Below are 17,846 nucleotides of genomic sequence, written 5' to 3' on the forward strand. Positions count from 1 at the left end.
GTCCCACAGATCCGGCACAAGGACATCGTCGCGCCGACATGCAGGCCCCCCAGCTCATCGTTCAGCCGGACCACGGGACCGAGCCGGTCGTCGCCCTGATGCGGAGCGCCGAGCGGGAGATCCTGCTCAAGCAATTCACCTTCGACCATCCCCTGCTGATCGACGCCGTCCTGGACCGGCATGCGGCCGGCATCGCCGTCCGCGTCCTTCTCAATCCGGCCAAGGGCACCGGCGAGCGCGTCAACGATCGGACCTTCGCGCGCCTGGAGGAGGCCGGCCTTCCGGTGCGCTGGACATCGCCGCGCTTCCTCGTCACCCACGAGAAGTCGCTGGTCGTCGACGGCGCGCGCGCGATGGTCGCGACGTTCAACTTCATGGAGAAGTACTTCACCAAGACCCGGGATTACGGGATCATCCTGTCCGATCCTGGTCAGGTCGCCGACATACGGGCCTGCTTCGAGGCGGATTGGACCGACGGGACATTCGCGCCGAACGGCGGGTCCGGCCTGTCCTGGAGCCCGGGGAGCGCCCGGGCGATCCTGTGCAACCTGCTCGACGGGGCCAGGCGCAGCATCGATCTCGCCCACCCGAAATTCGCCGAGCCGGTGATCTTCGAGCGGATCCATGCCGCCCTGAAGCGGGGCGTCCGGGTTCGCCTCCTGTGCGGCGGCAAGCACGGCCTGCACCAGCCCGACCTGATGTACTCCTTCGCCCTGTGGCGGCTGTTCCGCGAGGCCGGCGGCCGCCTGCACAAGCAGCGCCAGCTGCGCAGCCACGGCAAGATCGCGATCATCGATGGCGAGCGGGTCTATCTCGGCACCCAGAACCTCGATCAGGCCGCTTTCGATCTGCGGCGCGAACTCGGCGTCGTGATCGGCGAGCCCGCGATCGTCGGTGCGATCGCCGCCGTCTTCGAGGCGGACTGGAAGGGGTCGCGGCGATACGAGCCACCCTATCCGATTGCGGCACCGGATGCGGACGAGAGCGCGGAGTTCGAGCCGGATGCCGACCTCCGACACAGCTGAGCCCTTGCCGGCGCCAGACGCCGCGCCGCCCGGCCTCCTGGAACTGTTCTGGCTGTTCAACCGGCTGACCCTGGTCAGCTTCGGCGGCGGCCTCACGGCCTGGGCCCGAAAGTTGATCGTCGAGGACAAGCGCTGGCTCGACGATGCGGAGTTCCTCAGCGCCTACGCGCTGGCGCGGGTGCTGCCCGGCGCCAACCAGGCGAATTTCGCGATCTATGTCGGCCACCGCTTCCGCGGCGTGTCCGGGGCGGCCGCCGCCCTGCTGGGCCTGACGCTCGTGCCGTTCTGGATCGTCCTCGGCCTCGCCTGGGCCTATTTCCACAGCGGCGCGGTGCCGGCGGTCCAGGATGTCCTGCGCGGCGTCACCGCCGCCGCGGTCGGGCTCGCCCTGTCGGCAGGCCTGAAGGCGGGCGAGGGCTTCGCGCGGCGGCCCGCCGCCCTCGCCTTCATCGCGGCGGCCTTCCTGGGCTCGGTTCTGCTGCATCTGCCGCTGATCGCCGTGCTGGCGATCCTGGCGCCGCCGGCCTTCCTGCTGGCCTGGCGGCATCTGCACCGGCGCGGCGCGGATGGGGCGGCCTCGTGAAGGCCAGCGACCTCATCGCGCTCGCCGCCTTCTTCAGCACGCTGTCGATCCTGTCCATCGGCGGCAGCAACAGCGTCGTGCCGGAGATGGCGCGGCACGCGGTCGGGGAGGCGCACTGGCTCACCGGGGCCGCCTTCTCCGACATCTTCGCGATCTCGCAGGCCGCCCCCGGCCCGAGCAACCTGATCGTCGCGATGATCGGCTACAAGGTCGCGGGGCTCGCGGGAGCCCTGGTCGCGCAGGCGGCCATGATGCTGCCGGCCGGGCTGCTGATGATCGTCGTGGCGCGGCTCTGGCAACGGACCTCAGGCAGCGCATGGCACGTCGCCCTGGAGGCGGCACTCGGGCCGATCGCCGTCGGGCTGATCCTGGCGAGCGGGTGGACGGTGGCCGAGGGCGCCGGCTTCTCGGCGCGGGGCTACATCGCCGCGGCGCTCTTCACCCTGCTGTTCTGGCGCACGGCCCTCAATCCGCTGCCCATCCTCGCGATTGCCGGCCTCCTGGGTTGGTTCGGCGTGATCTGAGCCGCGCGCCGGCGGACCGGTACCGGGTGGATGGCCTGCGGCGGCGCTCCGAGCGGGCTTCCCATCGAGCGCGCGTGTCCGAACGGGCACGAATGCGCAATTCGCAATCCAAACCAACAAGAATGCCGCCCTGCGCGCGAGGCAGGCTGACGGCGACGGTTAGGACGTCCTGAACCCGTCGCGGCGGGAGGCACGATGTCGTCGAGCGTGGAAGAAGGTGTCCCGGCCCTGCAGGACCGTCCGATCGGCATCTCCGCCACGGGGACGCGCCGCGAGACCGATTCGATGGGCGGCATCGACGTGCCGGCGGACCGCTACTGGGGCGCGCAGACCGAGCGCTCGCTCCAGCATTTCTCGATCGGCACCGATCGCATGCCCAAGCGCGTCTATCACGCCTACGGCTACGTCAAGAAGGCCGCGGCTCTGGTCAACGCCGCGGCCGGGCGCCTGGAGGCGTGGCGGGCGCAGGCCATCGTCCAGGCCGCCGACGAGGCGATCGCCGGCAGGCTCGACGATCACTTCCCGCTCTACGTCTGGCAGACCGGCTCCGGCACCCAGTCCAACATGAACGTCAACGAGGTGCTGTCGAACCGCGCGATCCAGCTTCTGGGCGGCGAACTCGGCTCGAAGAGCCCGGTCCACCCGAACGACCACGTCAACATGGGCCAGTCCTCAAACGACACCTTCCCGACCGCGATGCACATCGCTACGGTGCTGGAACTCGACGAGGTCCTTCTTCCGCAGGCACACAGGCTCGCCGACGCCATCGACGCCAAGGCCCAGGACTGGATGGACGTGGTCAAGACCGGGCGGACCCACCTGCAGGACGCGACGCCGCTGACGGTCGGCCAGGAATGGTCGGGCTACGGGCAGCAGATGCGCGACGCGCTGGCCCTGGTCGAGGCGTCCCGCGGCGGGCTCTACAGGCTGGCGGCCGGCGGCACCGCGGTCGGCACCGGGCTGAACGCCCCGGAGGGCTTCAGCGCCGAGATCGCCGGCAAGATCGCCGCGCTGACCGGCAAGCCCTTCGTCACCGCGCCCAACAAGTTCGCCGCGCAAGGCTCGCTGGACGCCATGGTCGCCGCGATGGCGGCGGTGCGCGGGCTCGCGGTGGCGCTGATGAAGATCGCCAACGACATGCGCTGGCTCGCCTCGGGGCCGCGCTGCGGCCTCGGCGAACTGCTCCTGCCCGCCAACGAGCCGGGCTCCTCGATCATGCCCGGCAAGGTCAACCCGACCCAGTGCGAGGCCCTGGTGATGGTCTGCATCCAGGTGATCGGCGAAGACAATGCGGTCGCCTTCGCGGGCTCGCAGGGCAATTTCGAGCTGAACGCGATGCGCCCGATCATCATCAACAACACGCTCCACGCGATCCGCGTGCTGGGCGATGCCTGCGAGAAGTTCCGGACCTTCTCGGTCGCCGGTACGGAACTCAACCGCAGGCGCATCGACGAGACCGTGAACCAGTCGCTGATGCTGGTCACGGCCCTGTCACCGGTGATCGGCTACGACCTCGCCTCCAAGATCGCCCACCGTGCCAACGACGAAGGCACGACGCTGCGCGAGGCCGCCCTGGCCGAGGGCGTCCCGGCCGAGCGCTTCGATGCCGTCTGCGATCCCAAGACCATGATCGGCCACGGGCTGGCCGGGGCCTGACCCGGTGACCCCGTCATCCCGAGCCCCTCACTCGAGCGAGACACCATGAGCACGAAGGTCGCCGATCTGTTCGTCCGGGCGCTGGCGCAGGCCGGCGTGAAGCGCATCTACGGCGTGGTCGGCGACAGCCTCAACGGCCTGACCGAGGCCCTGCGCCAGGACGGCTCGATTGCCTGGATCCACACCCGCCACGAGGAGAGCGCCGCCTTCGCGGCCGGCGCCGAGGCCCACCTGACCGGCGACCTCGCGGTCTGCGCCGGCTCCTGCGGGCCCGGCAACCTGCACCTGATCAACGGCCTGTTCGACGCGCACCGCTCCCGCGTGCCGGTGCTGGCCATCGCGGCCCAGATCCCCTCGGCCGAGATCGGCCGGGGCTACTTCCAGGAGACGCACCCGCAGAACCTGTTCCAGGAATGCAGCCACTATTGCGAGCTGGTCTCCTCGCCGGCCCAGTTGCCCGGCGTGATCGAGACCGCGATCCGCGTCGCGATCGCCGAGCGCGGGGTGGCGGTGGTGGTGATCCCCGGCGATGTCGGCCTCATGGCCATGCCGGGCGGGGCGCCCGACCTCTCCGCCGCCCTGGTGCCGCCCCCGCCGGTGGTGCGCCCGCGCGACGCCGACCTCGACGCCCTCGCCGGGATGCTCAACGGGGCCGAACGCGTGACCCTGTTCTGCGGCCGCGGCTGCGCCGGGGCGCACGCGGAGCTGCTGCAGCTCGCCGAGGCGCTGAAGGCCCCGGTGGTCCACGCGCTGGGCGGCAAGGAGCACGTGGAGTGGGACAATCCCTACGACGTCGGCATGACCGGCCTGATCGGCTTCTCGTCGGGCTACCGGGCGATGCTCGACTGCGACACCCTGCTGCTGCTCGGCACCGGCTTCCCCTACCGCCAGTTCTACCCGGAGGACGCCAAGATCGCGCAGGTCGACCTGCGGGCCGGGAGCCTCGGGCGCCATTGCCGGATCGATCTCGGCCTGATCGGCGATGTCGGCGCCACGATCACGGCGCTGCTGCCGAAGCTGCAGGCGAAGACCGACCGGGCGCATCTCGACGACAGCCTCGCCCATTACCGCAAGGCCCGCGCCGGGCTCGACGCCCTGGCGGTGGGCAAGGCCGGCGGCAAGATCCACCCGCAATACGTCGCCCGCGCCCTGAGCGAGGCGGCCTCCGAGGACGCGGTCTTCACCTTCGACGTCGGCACGCCGACGATCTGGGCGGCCCGCTACCTCGCCATGAACGGCAAGCGCCGGCTGATCGGCTCGCTGAACCACGGCTCCATGGCCAACGCCCTGCCGCAGGCGATCGGCGCGCAGGCGGCCTATCCCGGACGGCAGATCATCTCGTTCTCCGGGGACGGCGGCTTCGCCATGCTGATGGGCGACCTGCTGACCCTCAACCAGCACAGGCTGCCGGTGAAGGTCGTGGTGCTGAACAACGGCACCCTGGGCTTCGTCGAGATGGAGATGAAGGCCGCGGGCTTCCTCGAGACCGGCGTCGAACTGGTGAACCCGGACTTCGCCGCCATGGCCCGGGGGGCCGGCATCTTCGCCCGCCGCGTCGAGGATCCGGCCGAATTGCCCGACGCGATGCGCGCGCTGCTGGACCATGACGGCCCGGCCCTCCTCGACGTCGTCTCGGCCCGCCAGGAACTGTCGATGCCGCCGAAGATCGGCCTCGAGCAGGCGACGGGCTTCGGGATGTGGCTCGCACGGGCGGTGATCGACGGGCGCGGCACCGAGATCATCGACCTCGCCAAGACCAATCTCTGGCGCTGAGGCGCCATTCCGAAGCCGGAGTTCAGCCCGATGATCCGCTGCGTTCGCATCTGGACCGGTGACGACGACAATTCCTACTTCGAGGAAGGCGTCATCGCCCTGCCCCACGGCGAGCGCGGCGACATCCTCAGCGGCACGACCGACGTGGTCTCGATCTCCTTCCGGGAGACGCAGGCCGGCGGGACCTACGCGTGGCACCCGGCCCCGACCCGGCAGTTCGTCATCACCCTGCGCGGCACCCTCGACTTCCAGACGAAGGCCGGCGCGCATTTCACGATCCGCCCCGGCGACATCCTCATCGCCGAGGATACGGCCGGCTCCGGCCATTCCTGGCGCCTCGTCGACGACGAACCCTGGTGCCGGGCCTACGTGATCCTCGCCCCCGGCGCCGAGGCCCGGCTGCCCTTCGTCCCGAACGCCCGGTGAGATCCTCCGAACCCGCTGCCAGGAGCCCCGCGATGGCCGGCCGAAGCGACGACAATCCCGACGTGGTGCTGATCGGCGCCGGCATCATGAGCGCGACCTTCGGCACGCTCCTGAAGGAGCTGGAGCCCTCGCTGACACTCGCGATGTTCGAGACCCTGCACGATTGCGCGCAGGAGAGTTCGGAAGGCTGGAACAATGCCGGCACCGGCCACGCGGCCAATTGCGAGCTGAACTACACGCCCCAGCGCCCCGACGGCAGCGTCGACATCGCCAAGGCGCTGGAGGTCAACACCGAGTTCGACATCTCGCGCCAGCTCTGGGCGCATCTGGTGCGGAAGGGCGCGATCCCCGATCCCCGCGCCTTCCTCCATCCCTGCCCGCATATGAGCTTCGTCTGGGGGGCAGAGAACGTCGCGTTCCTCAAGGCCCGCTACGCCGCGATGGCGGCGCACCATTGCTATCACGGCATGGAATACAGCGAGGATCCGCAGGTCATCGCCGGCTGGGCGCCGCTGATCATGGAGGGCCGCGCGCCCGGCGAGGCGATCGCCGCCACCCGGATCGTCACCGGGACGGATGTCGATTACGGCGCCCTCACGCACCTCCTCGTCAAGCAGCTCGCGGCGCAGCCGGGCTTTTCCGTGCACTACAACCGCAAGGTCGTCGCCCTCGACCGGGTCGATGACGGCCGCTGGGCCGTGACCGTCGAGGACACCTACGACGGCACGCGCCAGACCGTGACGGCGAAGTTCGTGTTCATCGGCGCGGGCGGCGGCTCGCTGCCGCTGCTGCAGGCCTCGAAGATCCCGGAGGGGCGCGGCTATGGCGGCTTCCCGGTCTCGGGCATCTGGCTGCGCTGCGACGTCGACGCGGTCAGCGCGCGCCACCACGCCAAGGTCTACGGCAAGGCGGCCTCCGGCTCGCCGCCGATGTCGGTGCCCCACCTCGACACCCGCATCATCGGCGGCAAGCGCTCGCTGCTGTTCGGGCCCTATGCGGGCTTCTCGTCGCGGTTCCTCAAGCACGGGTCGCTCACCGACCTGTTCACCGCGCTGACCCCGCACAACATCGTGCCGCTGCTCGACGTCGCCAAGGACAACGTCGCGCTGACCGAGTACCTCGTCGGTCAGGTGCTTCAGAGTTCCGACCACCAGTTCGCGACCCTGAAGCAGTTCTTTCCGAAGGCCCTGAAGCAGGACTGGACGTCGGCGGTGGCCGGCCAGCGGGTGCAGACGATCAAGCCGACCGGCAAGGCGAACCCGCTGGAGGAAGGCTACCTGGAATTCGGCACCGAGCTGGTGGCCGCGGCCGACAAGTCGATCTGCGCGCTGCTCGGCGCTTCGCCGGGGGCCTCGACGGCGGCGTTCATCGCGGTCGAAGTGCTCGAGACGTGCTTTGCCGACCGGCTGACGCCGGATGGCTGGCTGCCGCGCCTCAAGGCCGTGATCCCGACCTACGGCATCGACCTCAAGGAGGATGCCGAGGCCTGCCGGCGCAGCCGGGCCGAAACGGCGCCGATCCTCAAGATCGACAACGTCTGACAGGCTCAGGGCGCGCGGAGAAGAGGGCCGGTCCACCGACGGCCGGATGGATCACGCCGCCGACGATGCCGCCGAGGACCCGGCAGCCCCGACATCGTCCCGATCCGCGACGCGCGCCCCGCTCCGGATCGGAGTGCCGCGTTCGAGCTCAAGGCCCAGTTCGCCCTGCCCCGCAGCGTGATCCCGGAGCCCGTCGTCCGGCACCGCGTGGCCGGCCAACCCGGCGGGAACCCCGACACAGCGCGCCGGCCCAAGGACGGCTTCCACGGCGGCGTCTTCCGGTCCGTACCGCGCGGTTCCCTGCGCGGGCTGGCCCCGGCTGAGGGCCGACGATCCGGCACGCCGCGGTGGCAGCGGCGCGACGCGGGCACGGAAACGGGCGCAAGCCGGACGTGGTGAGCGCCGACGGAATCGCTCTTGCTAGGCGCTCCGGGGACCGGGCCAGCACAGGCGGAACACGAGCGACATGCGGGTCATTCATCGCATCCTGGGCAGCCGGCGGGATTCCGGGCTGGCCGATCGCCTGCACCACCTCGCGCATCATGGCGCGGTCGACGTGCTGGTCGTGTCCAGCACCGACGTCGCCCGGCGCCGGATCCGCGCGACGACCCTGGCCGGCGAGGAGATCGCCCTGGCCCTGCCGCGGGACGAGCCGCTCTTCGACGGGGCCGTGCTGGCGCTGGACGAGCGTCACGCCCTCGTCGCCCGGGTCGGGACCGAGCGCTGGCTCCGCCTCGTCCCAGGGAGCCAGGCCGCCGCCCTCGAACTCGGCTACCATGCCGGCAATCTCCACTGGCGCGTGCGCTTCGCCGATGGGGCGATCCTGGTGGCCCTGGACGGGCCGGCCGACGACTACCTCGTCCGCCTCGGCGCGCTCGTCACCGACGGGCAGGTGACGCACACGGTCCTCGACGAGGCGGAGCCGTGCTGAGCCGGCTCCTGTCCCTCCAGCAGGCCGACGCGGCCTTCCCGAGCGGGAGCTTCGCCTTCTCCAACGGGATCGAGGGGCTCGTCGCGGGCGATCCGGCCTTCGACACGGCCAGCCTGATCCGGACGCTGACGGGCCTCGTCCGCTTTCGCTGGGCGGAGAGCGACCGCGTCGCCCTGATCCTGGCCCACCGCGCAGCTCCCGATCCGGCGCGGCTGGGCCGCATCGACGCCGCCGTCGAGGCGGCCGCCCTGGTCGAGGCGATGCGGGTCGGCAGCCGGCGCAACGGCGCCTCCCTGCTGACCACGCATGTGCGGCTCGCGACCCCCGGAGCCGACGAGCTCCGCGCCGCCATCCGGTCCGGTCCCATGCTGGGGCACCTCGCGACCGTGCAGGGGGCCCTGTGGCGCGCCCTCGGGCTGTCGGAGCCGGAAGCGGCGGCCGTCGCCGGCTATCAGCTCGTCTCCGGCACCGTCTCGGCCACCGTCCGGCTCGGCCAGGTGGGCGCCATCCAGGGGCAGCAGGCGCTCCAGGCGGTGCTGCCGCTCGTCGCGGAGATCGCCGAGCGGCCGGTCCCGGAGGAGCCGGACGACGCCATCGTCCTCACGGGCTTCACGCCGCTGATCGAGATCGCCGCCATGCGGCACGCCCGCGCCGATCTGCGCCTGTTCGCCAATTAGGGAGCGCGCGATGCTGCTCACGCCCACCGAACTGGAACGTCTCACGATCTTCACCGCGGCCGAGCTCGCCCGCAAGCGCCGGGCCCGCGGCCTCAAGCTCAACTACCCGGAGGCGGTGGCGCTGATCACCGACGAGATCCTGGAGGGCGCCCGCGACGGGCGCAGCGTCGCCGACCTGATCGGCTGGGGCTCCACGATCCTGTCGACCGAGGACGTGATGCCGGGAATCGCTGCCATGCTGCCGATCCTGCAGGTCGAGGGCGTCTTCCCGGACGGAACCAAGCTCGTCACCGTCCACGAGCCGATCCGCGCCCGCGAGGGCGCCCCTGCCGATATCCTCGAACCCGGCGCGATCCTGCCGGCCGACGGCACGATCGAACTCGCCGCGGGCCGCCCGCGGGTGGCCCTCGACGTCGTCAACACGGGCGACCGTCCGGTTCAGATCGGCTCGCACTACCACTTCTTCGAGGTGAACCGGGCGCTCGACTTCGACCGGGCGGCGGCCCTGGGGTACCGGCTCGACATTCCGGCCGGCACGGCGATCCGCTTCGAGCCGGGCCAGCGCAAGACCGTGACGCTGGTCGGCTTCGGCGGCGCCCGGGAGCTGACCGGGCTCAACGACCTGACGCGGGGAACGCTGCCCGACGACGCGGCGCGGGCGGCGGCCCTCGCCCGCGCCAAGGCCCGCGGCTTCAAGGGCGCCTGAGGAGAGTGCCATGGTGACGATCCCGCGCCGCGACTATGCCGCCCTCTACGGGCCAACCACAGGTGACGGGGTGCGGCTGGCCGATACCTCCCTGGTGGCGGTGGTCGAGCACGACCACGCCGTCTACGGCGACGAGTGCCTGCATGGCGGCGGCAAGACCCTGCGCGACGGGATCGGGATGGCGCCCGGCGTGACCGCCGCCCAGGGGGCGCTCGACTTCCTCCTCTGCAACGTCGTGGTGATCGACCCCGTCCTCGGCATCCAGAAGGGCGATCTCGGCATCAAGGACGGGCGGATCGTGGCGCTCGGCAAGGCGGGCAACCCGGCGATCATGGACGGCGTCGATCCGCGTCTGATCGTGTCGGCCGGGACCACCGTGCGGGACTGCGAGGGCCTGATCGCGACGCCGGGGGCGATCGACGTGCACGTGCACTTCGATTCCGCCGGCCTGCCGGACCACGCGATCGCCTCCGGCGTCACGACCCTGCTCGGCGGCTCGCTCGGGCCGATCACGGTGGGCATCGATTCCGGCGGGCCGTTCAACACCGGCCGGATGCTCCAGGCCGCCGAGGCCTGGCCGGTCAATTTCGGCTTCCTCGGGCGCGGCAACACCCACCGGCCGGCCGCCCTGAAGGAGCAGCTGGAGACCGGCGTCCTCGGCCTCAAGATCCACGAGGATTGGGGCGCGATGCCGGCCGCGATCGACGCCTGCCTGGGCTTCGCCGACGCCTACGACTTCCAGGTCCAGCTCCACACCGACACGCTGAACGAGTCGGGCTTCGTGGAGGACACGCTGGCGGCGATCGGCGGCCGCACCATCCACATGTACCACACGGAGGGGGCCGGGGGCGGCCACGCGCCGGACATCATCCGGGTCGCCGGCCTGCCGCACTGCCTGCCGTCGTCGACGAACCCGACCAACCCCTACACGGTCAACACCTTCGACGAGCACCTCGACATGACGATGGTGTGCCACCACCTCAACCCGGCTCTGCCGGAGGACGTGGCCTTCGCGGAGAGCCGCATCCGCGCCCAGACCATCGCGGCCGAGGACGTGCTGCACGATATCGGGGCGATCGCGATGCTCGGCTCCGACAGCCAGGGCATGGGCCGGATCCACGAGGTCATCTGCCGGACGTGGCAGCTCGCCTCGAAGATGAAGGACCAGCGCGGCCCGCTCCCCGAGGAGAAGCCGGGCTTCGGCGACAATGCCCGGATCAAGCGCTACATCGCCAAGTACACGATCAACGCGGCCCGCACCTTCGGCATCCAGGACCATATCGGCTCGCTGGAGCCCGGCAAGATGGCCGACATCGTCGTCTGGCGGCCGGCCTTCTTCGGGATCAAGCCGGAGCTCGTGATCAAGGGCGGCTTCATCGCCTGGGGCGCGATGGGCGATTCCGCCGCCTCGCTCATGACCTGCGAGCCGATGCTGATGCGCCCGCAATGGGGCGCCTTCGGGCGCGCCAAGCAGGCGCTCTCGGCCTGCTTCGTCCATCCCCTGGCGATCGAGGCCGGTCTCGGCGGCCAGCTCGGCCTGCGCAAGGCGCTCCTGCCCGCCCGCGGGACCCGCACGCTGACGAAGGCCGACATGCTCTGGAACGACGCCTGCCCGGAGATCCGCGTCGACCCGCAGACCTTCGACGTCTTCGTCGACGGCGTGCTCGCCACCTGCGAGCCGGCCCGGACCCTGCCGCTCGCCCAGCGCTATATGCTGCGCTGAGCGCGCCCGAACCCCGACACCCCTCTCACGGCCCAGCTCCCCATGACCGACGTGACTCCCGCGAACGCCGCCCGGATCGGGATCGGCGGCCCGGTCGGATCCGGCAAGACCGCGCTGATCGAGCGGCTGATCCCCGTGCTGCAGGCGCGCGGCGTCGATCTCGCCGTGATCACGAACGATCTCGTCACCAAGGAGGATGCCGAGCGGCTGCGCCGCTCCGGTCTGATCGATCCGAGCCGCGTCGAGGCGGTGGAGGCCGGCGCCTGTCCGCACACGGTGATCCGGGAGGACCCGACCCTCAACATCGCCGCGGGCGATGCGCTGGAGGACCGCTTCCCGGGCCTGCAACTGCTCATCTTCGAATCCGGCGGCGACAACCTCGCCTCGACCTTCTCCCTCGACCTCGTCGATTGGTGGATCTTCGTGATCGACGTGGCCGGCGGCGACGACATCCCGCGCAAGCGCGGCCCGGGCGTGCTGCGCTGCGACCTCCTCGTGGTCAACAAGGTCGACCTCGCGCCGCATGTCGGCGTCGACCTCGACGGGATGCTGGCGGAGGCCGGGAGAGTCCGGGGCGGCAAGCCGGTCATCGCCACGAATGCGCGCGCGGGCCACGGCATCGACCGGGTGGCGGATGCCATCGGCCGCGCCGTGCTGTTCGCGCCCTAGCCGTGCCGGACGACAACCGGACCGGCCGACGCGCCACGGCGCGGCTCCGCTTCGTGCGCGGTGGCGGCACCAGCGTGCTGGCCGATCAGCACGTGCCCTACCCGTTCCACATCACGAAGCCGTTCCGCCTATATCCGCAGCGGCCGGACCTGATCACGCTGTACCTTCAGTCCGCCTCCGGCGGCCTCTATCGCGGCGACCGTCTCGGGCTCGACATCGCGATGGGTGCGGGCTCTGCGGCGCATGTCACCACCCAGGCCGCCACGGTGGTCCACCGCAGCGCCGATCAGCCGGCCTGCCAGGACACGCGGATCCGCGTTGGCGCGGACGCCTTCCTGCACTGCGTGCCCGATCCGCTGATCCTGTTCCCCGACGCGGCCCTGTCCGCCTCGACCCGCATCACGCTGGAGCCCGGCGCCCGGGCCGTCGTGTCCGAGAGCATCGCCTGCCACGACCCCGAGGGGCGCGGCAGGCCCTTCGATCAGGTCGCGCTGTCGCTCGGCGTCGAGACAGCGGAGGGGACCGTGCTGGTCCGCGAGCGGGCCCGCATCACCGGAGCCGAGTTCCAGGATCCGGCCTCGCCCCTCGGCCCATGGCGGGCCTACGGCGCGCTCGTCATCCTCGGGCCGGCCTCCTGCCTGCCGGACCCCGCGGACATCCAGGCCGCGGCCGACCGCACCGGCTGCCGGGCCGGCCTCAGCCCGCTGCCGAACGCGGCCGGGCTCGGCCTCCGGCTCCTCGCCCGCGACGGCGGCACGCTGGCGGCGGGGCTGGAGGCGGCCGCCGGCCACGCCTTCGAGGCCCTGACCGGCCTCGAACCCGCGCGGCGCCGCAAGTAGCGGATTCAAGGCCGGAACACGCCGCCGATATAAGCAGGCTGCCGATGTTTTAATCTTGAGAAAGATAGTTTCTTTGGAAGAAATAGACGTGCGGAGACGATCCCGTGCGTGACGGCTGATCCGGTGCGGATGGGGCGGCTCACCCGTTCGGATAACCTGAAGGATTAGCCCGCCATGGCGACAGACGATCCCGTGCATTCGAAACTCCGCCGCCGCCTGCTGCTCGGCCTCGCGGCGGCCCCGCTGGCCGCCTCCCTGTCGCGAATCGCGGTGGCACCGGCCGCGGCGGCCGATGCCGGCGGTCTCGCGGTGACCGACAGCGAGGTGACGGTCGGCATCCTGCACTCGATCACCGGAACGATGGCGATCTCCGAGACGGGGCCGAGCCAGGGCGAGAAGCTCGCGATCCAGCAGATCAACGATGCCGGCGGCGTGCTCGGCCGCAAGATCAAGATCATCCAGGAGGACGGCGCCTCCGACTGGCCGACCTTCGCCGAGAAAGCCAAGAAGCTCCTCGTCAACGACCATTGCGCCACGGTGTTCGGCTGCTTCACCTCGGCGTCCCGCAAGGCGGTGCTGCCGGTCTTCGAGCAGTATAACGGCCTCCTGTACTACCCGACCTTCTACGAGGGCCTGGAGCAGTCGAAGAACGTCTTCTACACCGGCCAGGAGGCCACGCAGCAGATCCTCGCCGGCCTCGACTGGGTCCACAAGGAGAAGGGCGGCGACAGCTTCTACTTCATCGGCTCCGACTACATCTGGCCGCGCACCTCCAACAAGATCGCCCGCAGACACATCGAGACCGTGCTCAAGGGCAAGGTCGTCGGCGAGGAGTATTTCCCGCTCGGTCACACCCAGTTCAACTCGGTCATCAACAAGATCAAGCTGACCAAGCCGAAGGTGATCTTCGCCACGATCGTGGGCGGCTCGAACGTGGCGTTCTACAAGCAGCTCAAGGCGGCCGGCATCGACCTGTCGAAGCAGGTGCTGATCACCCTGTCGGTCACCGAGGACGAGATCGACGGCATCGGCGGCGAGAACATTGCCGGGGCCTATTCCTGCATGAAGTACTTCCAGTCGATCGACAACGAGAACAACAAGGCCTTCGTCGCGGCCTTCAAGAAGATGTGGGGTGAGAAGACCGTCATCGGCGACGTGACGCAGGCGGCCTATCTCGGCCCGTTCCTGTGGAAGATGGCCTGCGAGAAGGCCGGCTCGTTCGACGTCGACAAGGTGGTGGCGGCTTCGCCGGGCCTGGAATTCAAGGGCGCGCCGGAAGGCTACGTGAAGATCGACGAGAACCATCACCTCTGGTCGAAGACCCGGGTCGGAAAGGCCAAGCCCGACGGCCAGTTCGAGATCGTCTACACCAGCCCCGAGCTGATCAAGCCCGATCCGTTCCCGAAGGGCTATCAGTGATCTTGATGACCGATCATCCTGGCGAGGACGGGAAGGCCTCCCCTTCCCCCATCCCGGCTCCTGCCCCGTCGACCGCCCGATGCAGAACTCAACGACCGGGGTGCGCGAGCGGCCGGTGCGGACGGTGCTGAAGGACCGGCCCGATGGCCGGGGAGGCGCGGAGCGGGGCGGCCGGGTCTCGCAGGCGCTGACGCGACCGATCGGTCGCTCCTGTCAGCTCTGCTCCGCGCGGTCCGTTCCGTCGCACGATTCGGCCTCCCGGCGGGCCGCGCGGGCCTGGGCGATCAGGTCGGCGGCCGTCAGCGCGGCGTTCGTCCCCGCACCGCCGGCCAGCAGCAAGCCCGGCGGGACGGTCCGGATCTGGGTGCGGGCGCCACGCAGGCTGCGGCGCCCGGTTCTGCGATCCGTCGCGTTCGTCATGACGCCGCGCCGCCTGTCAGCGCGGGCCGGGCTGCGGACGAGGCCTCGGTACCGCGATGGTGACCAGCTCGCCGGTGATCGGATCGAGGATCGTCATGGGCCCTCCCGTGATTGAACCCCCATGGCGAACCCGAATTGTGGTTTAACATGGGCCAAGTGGGGCATGTGCACAGATTTGGAGGCTGATGATCTGAATGGCCCCTCTCTGATTGCTGAATATCCACTCCAATATATGTGTTAAGGAGCCGCATTCCCGGAGCGGGGGCGTTGCGGCGGTCGCGCCCTACACCGACATCCACCGGAGCACGTCGGCCTCGACCATCCCGGCCCGGGGGCCGGCCAGCACCACCTGCCCGCGATCCATCACCGCGTAGGAATCGCAGAGGTCGCGGGCCCAGGCGAAATACTGCTCGACCAGCACGATTCCCATCTCGCCCTTGCCGCGCAGGTAGGTGATCGCCCGGCCGATATCCTTGATGATCGAGGGCTGGATGCCCTCGGTGGGCTCGTCGAGCACGAGGAGCTTCGGCCGCGTCACCAGAGCCCGGGCGATGGCGAGCTGCTGCTGCTGGCCGCCCGAGAGGTCGCCGCCGCGCCGGTGCAGCATGTCCTTGAGCACCGGGAACAGGTCGTAGATCTCCCCGGGGATGTGGCGGTCCCGGCGCTTCAGCGGCGCGAAGCCGGTCTCCAGGTTCTCCTTGACGGTGAGCAGCGGAAAGATCTCGCGCCCCTGGGGCACGAAGGCGATCCCGGCGCGCGCCCGGTCGTAGGGGGCAAGCCCCTGGATCGGGCGGCCGTCGAGGCGGATCGCGCCGCCGCGCAAAGGCTGCTGGCCGACGATCGCCCGCATCAGCGAGGTCTTGCCGACGCCGTTGCGGCCCAGCACCGTCGTGACCTGCCCGGCCTCGGCGGTCAGAGAGACGCCGCGGAGCGCCTGCGCGGCGCCGTAATACAGGTCGATGCCCTCGACGCTCAGCATGGTCATCGTCCCAGATACACTTCGACCACCCGCGGGTCGGCCGAGACCGCGTCGATCGAGCCCTCGGCCAGCACCGCGCCCTCGTGCAGGCAGGTGACCCGGCAGCCGAGGTCGCGGACGAAGTGCATGTCGTGCTCCACCACCAGGACGGCGTGCTCGCCCGCGATCCGCCGGAGCAGGCGGGCGGTCTCGGCGGTCTCGGCATCGGTCATGCCCGCCACCGGCTCGTCGACCAGCAGGAGTTTCGGGTCCTGCGCGAGCAGCATGCCGATCTCCAGCCACTGCTTCTGGCCGTGGCTGAGATCGGCCGCCGGGCGGTCGCGATGGGCCAGGAGGCCGACGGTCTCCAGGAGGGCGTCGATCCGCGCCCGCGCCACCCGGTTGCGCCAGCCGAACAGGGACGCGAAGGCGGCCCGCGGCCCCTTGAGGGCCAGCAGGATGTTGTCGGCCACCGTGTGGCTCTCGAACACCGTCGGCTTCTGGAACTTGCGGCCGATGCCGAGGTCCGCGATCGCCGGCTCGTCGCTCTTCAGGAGGTCGTGGGTGCCGTCGAACAGGGCGATACCGCTATCCGGCCGGGTCTTGCCGGTGATGCAGTCCATCATGGTGGTCTTGCCGGCGCCGTTCGGGCCGATGATCGCCCGCAATTCGCCGCGGGCTAGCGTCAGCGACAGGCCGCGCAGGGCCTTGTAGCCGTCGAATGTCACCCGCAGGTCGTCGACATAGAGGAGTGCGTCCGTCTCGCGCTTCCGGTTGGCGGGGCCGCGGGCATCCGGGTGTTCGAGGAGGTCGGTGCTCACGAGCCCTGCCCTTCTTCCGCGAGTTTCGGGGCGATGGCGGGCTCCGGCGGCAGCTTGGCGGCCGCGCGCCGGCCGCCGAACCGCTCGATCGCGGTGCCGACGAGGCCGCGGGGCAGGAACAGCGTCACGACCACGAACAGGCCGCCGAGCGCGAACAGCCACGCGTCGGGCATCGCGCCGGTGAGCACGGTCTTGGCGTAGTTGACCAGCACGGCGCCGAGCGCCGCGCCGACCAGCGTGCCGCGGCCGCCCACCGCCACCCAGATCACCGTCTCGATGGAGTTGGTGGGGGCGAACTCCCCCGGGTTGATGATGCCGACCTGCGGCACGTAGAGGGCGCCGGCGACGCCCGCCATCATGGCCGAGACCGTGAAGGCCAGCGTCTTGAAGTGCTCCGGCCGGTAGCCGAGGAAGCGCGTGCGGCTCTCGGCGTCGCGCACCGCGATCAGGATCTTTCCGTAGGCCGACACGGTCATGATCCGGGCGATCAGGTAGCCGAGCGCCAGCGCGATTCCGGTGGCGACGAAGATGCCGACGCGGAAGCCCTGTGCCTGGACGGAAAATCCCAGGAGATCTTTGAAGTCGGTGAGCCCGTTGTTGCCGCCGAGGCCCATGTCGTTGCGGAAGAAGGCGAGCATCAGCGCGTAGGTCAGCGCCTGGGTGATGATCGACAGGTAGACGCCCGTGACCCGCGACCGGAAGGCGAGCCAGCCGAACACGAAGGCGAGAAGCCCCGGCACCAGCAGCACCATCAGGGCCGCGAAGGCGAAGTGGTCGAAGCCGTACCAGTACCAGGGCAGGGCCTTGTAGTTCAGGAACACCATGAAGTCGGGCAGGACCGGGTTTCCGTAGACGCCGCGCGAGCCGATCTGGCGCATCAGGTACATGCCCATCGCGTAGCCGCCGAGCGCGAAGAACGCCCCGTGGCCGAGCGAGAGGATGCCGCAATAACCCCAGACCAGGTCGAGGCTGACGGCGAGCAGCGCGTAGGCGAGATATTTTCCGAAGAGCGAGACGAGGTAGGTGGGCACGTGCAGGCCGGAGCCTTCCGGTACGGCGAGGTTCAGCACCGGCACGGCGAGGCAGAACGCCGCCAGCGCGGCGAGGAAGATCCAGCCCTTCCGGTCGATGAGGGGGGTGCGGGGGGTCATAGGA

Annotated in this window: 18 protein-coding genes; 14 read left to right on the plus strand and 4 right to left on the minus strand. The window is 70.3% G+C overall.

Translation table 11 applies throughout. The annotated features are described in order from the left end of the window. Positions 1-38: 38 nt before the first annotated feature. From BLT59_RS13085 to urtA, 14 genes are all read left to right on the plus strand, one after another. Positions 39-1,025, plus strand: a complete 987-nt coding sequence (locus BLT59_RS13085) for a phospholipase D-like domain-containing protein (protein ID WP_091780375.1) — start codon at positions 39-41, stop codon at positions 1,023-1,025. Further along, entirely contained in the window at positions 1,003-1,608 is a 606-nt protein-coding gene (locus tag BLT59_RS13090) for a chromate transporter (protein ID WP_091780378.1), read from the plus strand. The genes BLT59_RS13085 and BLT59_RS13090 overlap by 23 nt, the downstream gene beginning before the upstream one ends. Then, entirely contained in the window at positions 1,605-2,132 is a 528-nt protein-coding gene (locus tag BLT59_RS13095; RefSeq protein WP_210185975.1) for a chromate transporter, read from the plus strand. Before BLT59_RS13090 ends, BLT59_RS13095 begins: the two co-directional genes overlap by 4 nt. 195 nt (positions 2,133-2,327) lie before the next feature. Continuing rightward, positions 2,328-3,788 carry a class II fumarate hydratase gene (gene fumC / locus BLT59_RS13100; RefSeq protein WP_091780381.1) on the plus strand — a complete coding sequence of 487 codons (1,461 nt, stop codon included), beginning with the start codon at positions 2,328-2,330 and terminating at the stop codon, positions 3,786-3,788. 45 nt (positions 3,789-3,833) lie between these two features. Beyond that, positions 3,834-5,561: a ubiquinone-dependent pyruvate dehydrogenase gene (gene poxB, locus BLT59_RS13105; RefSeq protein WP_091780384.1), complete on the plus strand. Its 1,728-nt coding sequence runs from the start codon at positions 3,834-3,836 to the stop codon at positions 5,559-5,561. A gap of 30 nt (positions 5,562-5,591) precedes the next feature. Next, positions 5,592-5,987: a cupin domain-containing protein gene (locus BLT59_RS13110; RefSeq protein WP_091780387.1), complete on the plus strand. Its 396-nt coding sequence runs from the start codon at positions 5,592-5,594 to the stop codon at positions 5,985-5,987. Between the two features lie 32 nt (positions 5,988-6,019). Next, positions 6,020-7,528 carry a malate dehydrogenase (quinone) gene (mqo, locus tag BLT59_RS13115; RefSeq protein ID WP_091780390.1) on the plus strand — a complete coding sequence of 503 codons (1,509 nt, stop codon included), beginning with the start codon at positions 6,020-6,022 and terminating at the stop codon, positions 7,526-7,528. A gap of 466 nt (positions 7,529-7,994) precedes the next feature. After that, positions 7,995-8,459: an urease accessory protein UreE gene (ureE, locus tag BLT59_RS13125; RefSeq protein WP_091780395.1), complete on the plus strand. Its 465-nt coding sequence runs from the start codon at positions 7,995-7,997 to the stop codon at positions 8,457-8,459. Then, positions 8,453-9,136 carry an urease accessory protein UreF gene (locus BLT59_RS13130; protein ID WP_091780398.1) on the plus strand — a complete coding sequence of 228 codons (684 nt, stop codon included), beginning with the start codon at positions 8,453-8,455 and terminating at the stop codon, positions 9,134-9,136. Before ureE ends, BLT59_RS13130 begins: the two co-directional genes overlap by 7 nt. Before the next feature lie 10 nt (positions 9,137-9,146). Beyond that, a complete protein-coding gene (locus tag BLT59_RS13135) occupies positions 9,147-9,842 on the plus strand; it encodes an urease subunit gamma (protein WP_091780400.1) in 696 nt (231 codons plus the stop codon). A 10-nt stretch (positions 9,843-9,852) separates the two neighbouring features. Then, entirely contained in the window at positions 9,853-11,565 is a 1,713-nt protein-coding gene (gene ureC / locus BLT59_RS13140; RefSeq protein ID WP_091780402.1) for an urease subunit alpha, read from the plus strand. 42 nt (positions 11,566-11,607) lie between these two features. After that, on the plus strand, positions 11,608-12,234 hold the full coding sequence (gene ureG, locus BLT59_RS13145) for an urease accessory protein UreG (RefSeq protein ID WP_091780405.1): 627 nt from the start codon (positions 11,608-11,610) through the stop codon (positions 12,232-12,234). 2 nt (positions 12,235-12,236) lie between these two features. Further along, entirely contained in the window at positions 12,237-13,073 is an 837-nt protein-coding gene (locus tag BLT59_RS13150; protein WP_091780408.1) for an urease accessory protein UreD, read from the plus strand. 174 nt (positions 13,074-13,247) lie between these two features. Further along, positions 13,248-14,492 carry an urea ABC transporter substrate-binding protein gene (gene urtA, locus BLT59_RS13155; RefSeq protein WP_091780412.1) on the plus strand — a complete coding sequence of 415 codons (1,245 nt, stop codon included), beginning with the start codon at positions 13,248-13,250 and terminating at the stop codon, positions 14,490-14,492. A gap of 213 nt (positions 14,493-14,705) precedes the next feature. On the opposite strand, the gene BLT59_RS13160 is transcribed toward urtA, so the two are convergent. From BLT59_RS13160 to urtC, 4 genes are all read right to left on the minus strand, one after another. Continuing rightward, a complete protein-coding gene (locus tag BLT59_RS13160) occupies positions 14,706-14,912 on the minus strand; it encodes a hypothetical protein (RefSeq protein WP_091780415.1) in 207 nt (68 codons plus the stop codon). 283 nt (positions 14,913-15,195) lie between these two features. Further along, the gene (urtE, locus tag BLT59_RS13165; RefSeq protein ID WP_091780418.1) at positions 15,196-15,891 is read right to left on the minus strand and encodes an urea ABC transporter ATP-binding subunit UrtE; all 696 of its coding nucleotides are present in this window, start codon (positions 15,889-15,891) and stop codon (positions 15,196-15,198) included. A 2-nt stretch (positions 15,892-15,893) separates the two neighbouring features. After that, positions 15,894-16,691, minus strand: coding sequence for an urea ABC transporter ATP-binding protein UrtD (urtD, locus tag BLT59_RS13170; RefSeq protein WP_091780421.1), 798 nt, complete (start codon positions 16,689-16,691; stop codon positions 15,894-15,896). Continuing rightward, on the minus strand, positions 16,688-17,842 hold the full coding sequence (urtC, locus tag BLT59_RS13175; protein ID WP_091780424.1) for an urea ABC transporter permease subunit UrtC: 1,155 nt from the start codon (positions 17,840-17,842) through the stop codon (positions 16,688-16,690). Before urtC ends, urtD begins: the two co-directional genes overlap by 4 nt. Positions 17,843-17,846 lie beyond the last annotated feature (4 nt).

It is taken from the genome of Methylobacterium sp. UNC378MF (genome assembly GCF_900103195.1).
Classification (GTDB): Bacteria; Pseudomonadota; Alphaproteobacteria; order Rhizobiales; family Beijerinckiaceae; genus Methylobacterium.

Bases quoted from the DNA above. Each gene is read 5' to 3' on its own strand.
- BLT59_RS13085 (WP_091780375.1), top strand. From the start codon at position 39: ATGCAGGCCCCCCAGCTCATCGTTCAGCCGGACCACGGGACCGAGCCG.
- BLT59_RS13090 (WP_091780378.1), top strand. From the start codon at position 1,003: ATGCCGACCTCCGACACAGCTGAGCCCTTGCCGGCGCCAGACGCCGCG.
- fumC (WP_091780381.1), top strand. From the start codon at position 2,328: ATGTCGTCGAGCGTGGAAGAAGGTGTCCCGGCCCTGCAGGACCGTCCG.
- poxB (WP_091780384.1), top strand. From the start codon at position 3,834: ATGAGCACGAAGGTCGCCGATCTGTTCGTCCGGGCGCTGGCGCAGGCC.
- BLT59_RS13110 (WP_091780387.1), top strand. From the start codon at position 5,592: ATGATCCGCTGCGTTCGCATCTGGACCGGTGACGACGACAATTCCTAC.
- mqo (WP_091780390.1), top strand. From the start codon at position 6,020: ATGGCCGGCCGAAGCGACGACAATCCCGACGTGGTGCTGATCGGCGCC.
- ureE (WP_091780395.1), top strand. From the start codon at position 7,995: ATGCGGGTCATTCATCGCATCCTGGGCAGCCGGCGGGATTCCGGGCTG.
- BLT59_RS13135 (WP_091780400.1), top strand. From the start codon at position 9,147: ATGCTGCTCACGCCCACCGAACTGGAACGTCTCACGATCTTCACCGCG.
- ureC (WP_091780402.1), top strand. From the start codon at position 9,853: ATGGTGACGATCCCGCGCCGCGACTATGCCGCCCTCTACGGGCCAACC.
- ureG (WP_091780405.1), top strand. From the start codon at position 11,608: ATGACCGACGTGACTCCCGCGAACGCCGCCCGGATCGGGATCGGCGGC.
- urtA (WP_091780412.1), top strand. From the start codon at position 13,248: ATGGCGACAGACGATCCCGTGCATTCGAAACTCCGCCGCCGCCTGCTG.
- BLT59_RS13160 (WP_091780415.1), bottom strand. From the start codon at position 14,912: ATGACGAACGCGACGGATCGCAGAACCGGGCGCCGCAGCCTGCGTGGC.
- urtE (WP_091780418.1), bottom strand. From the start codon at position 15,891: ATGCTGAGCGTCGAGGGCATCGACCTGTATTACGGCGCCGCGCAGGCG.
- urtC (WP_091780424.1), bottom strand. From the start codon at position 17,842: ATGACCCCCCGCACCCCCCTCATCGACCGGAAGGGCTGGATCTTCCTC.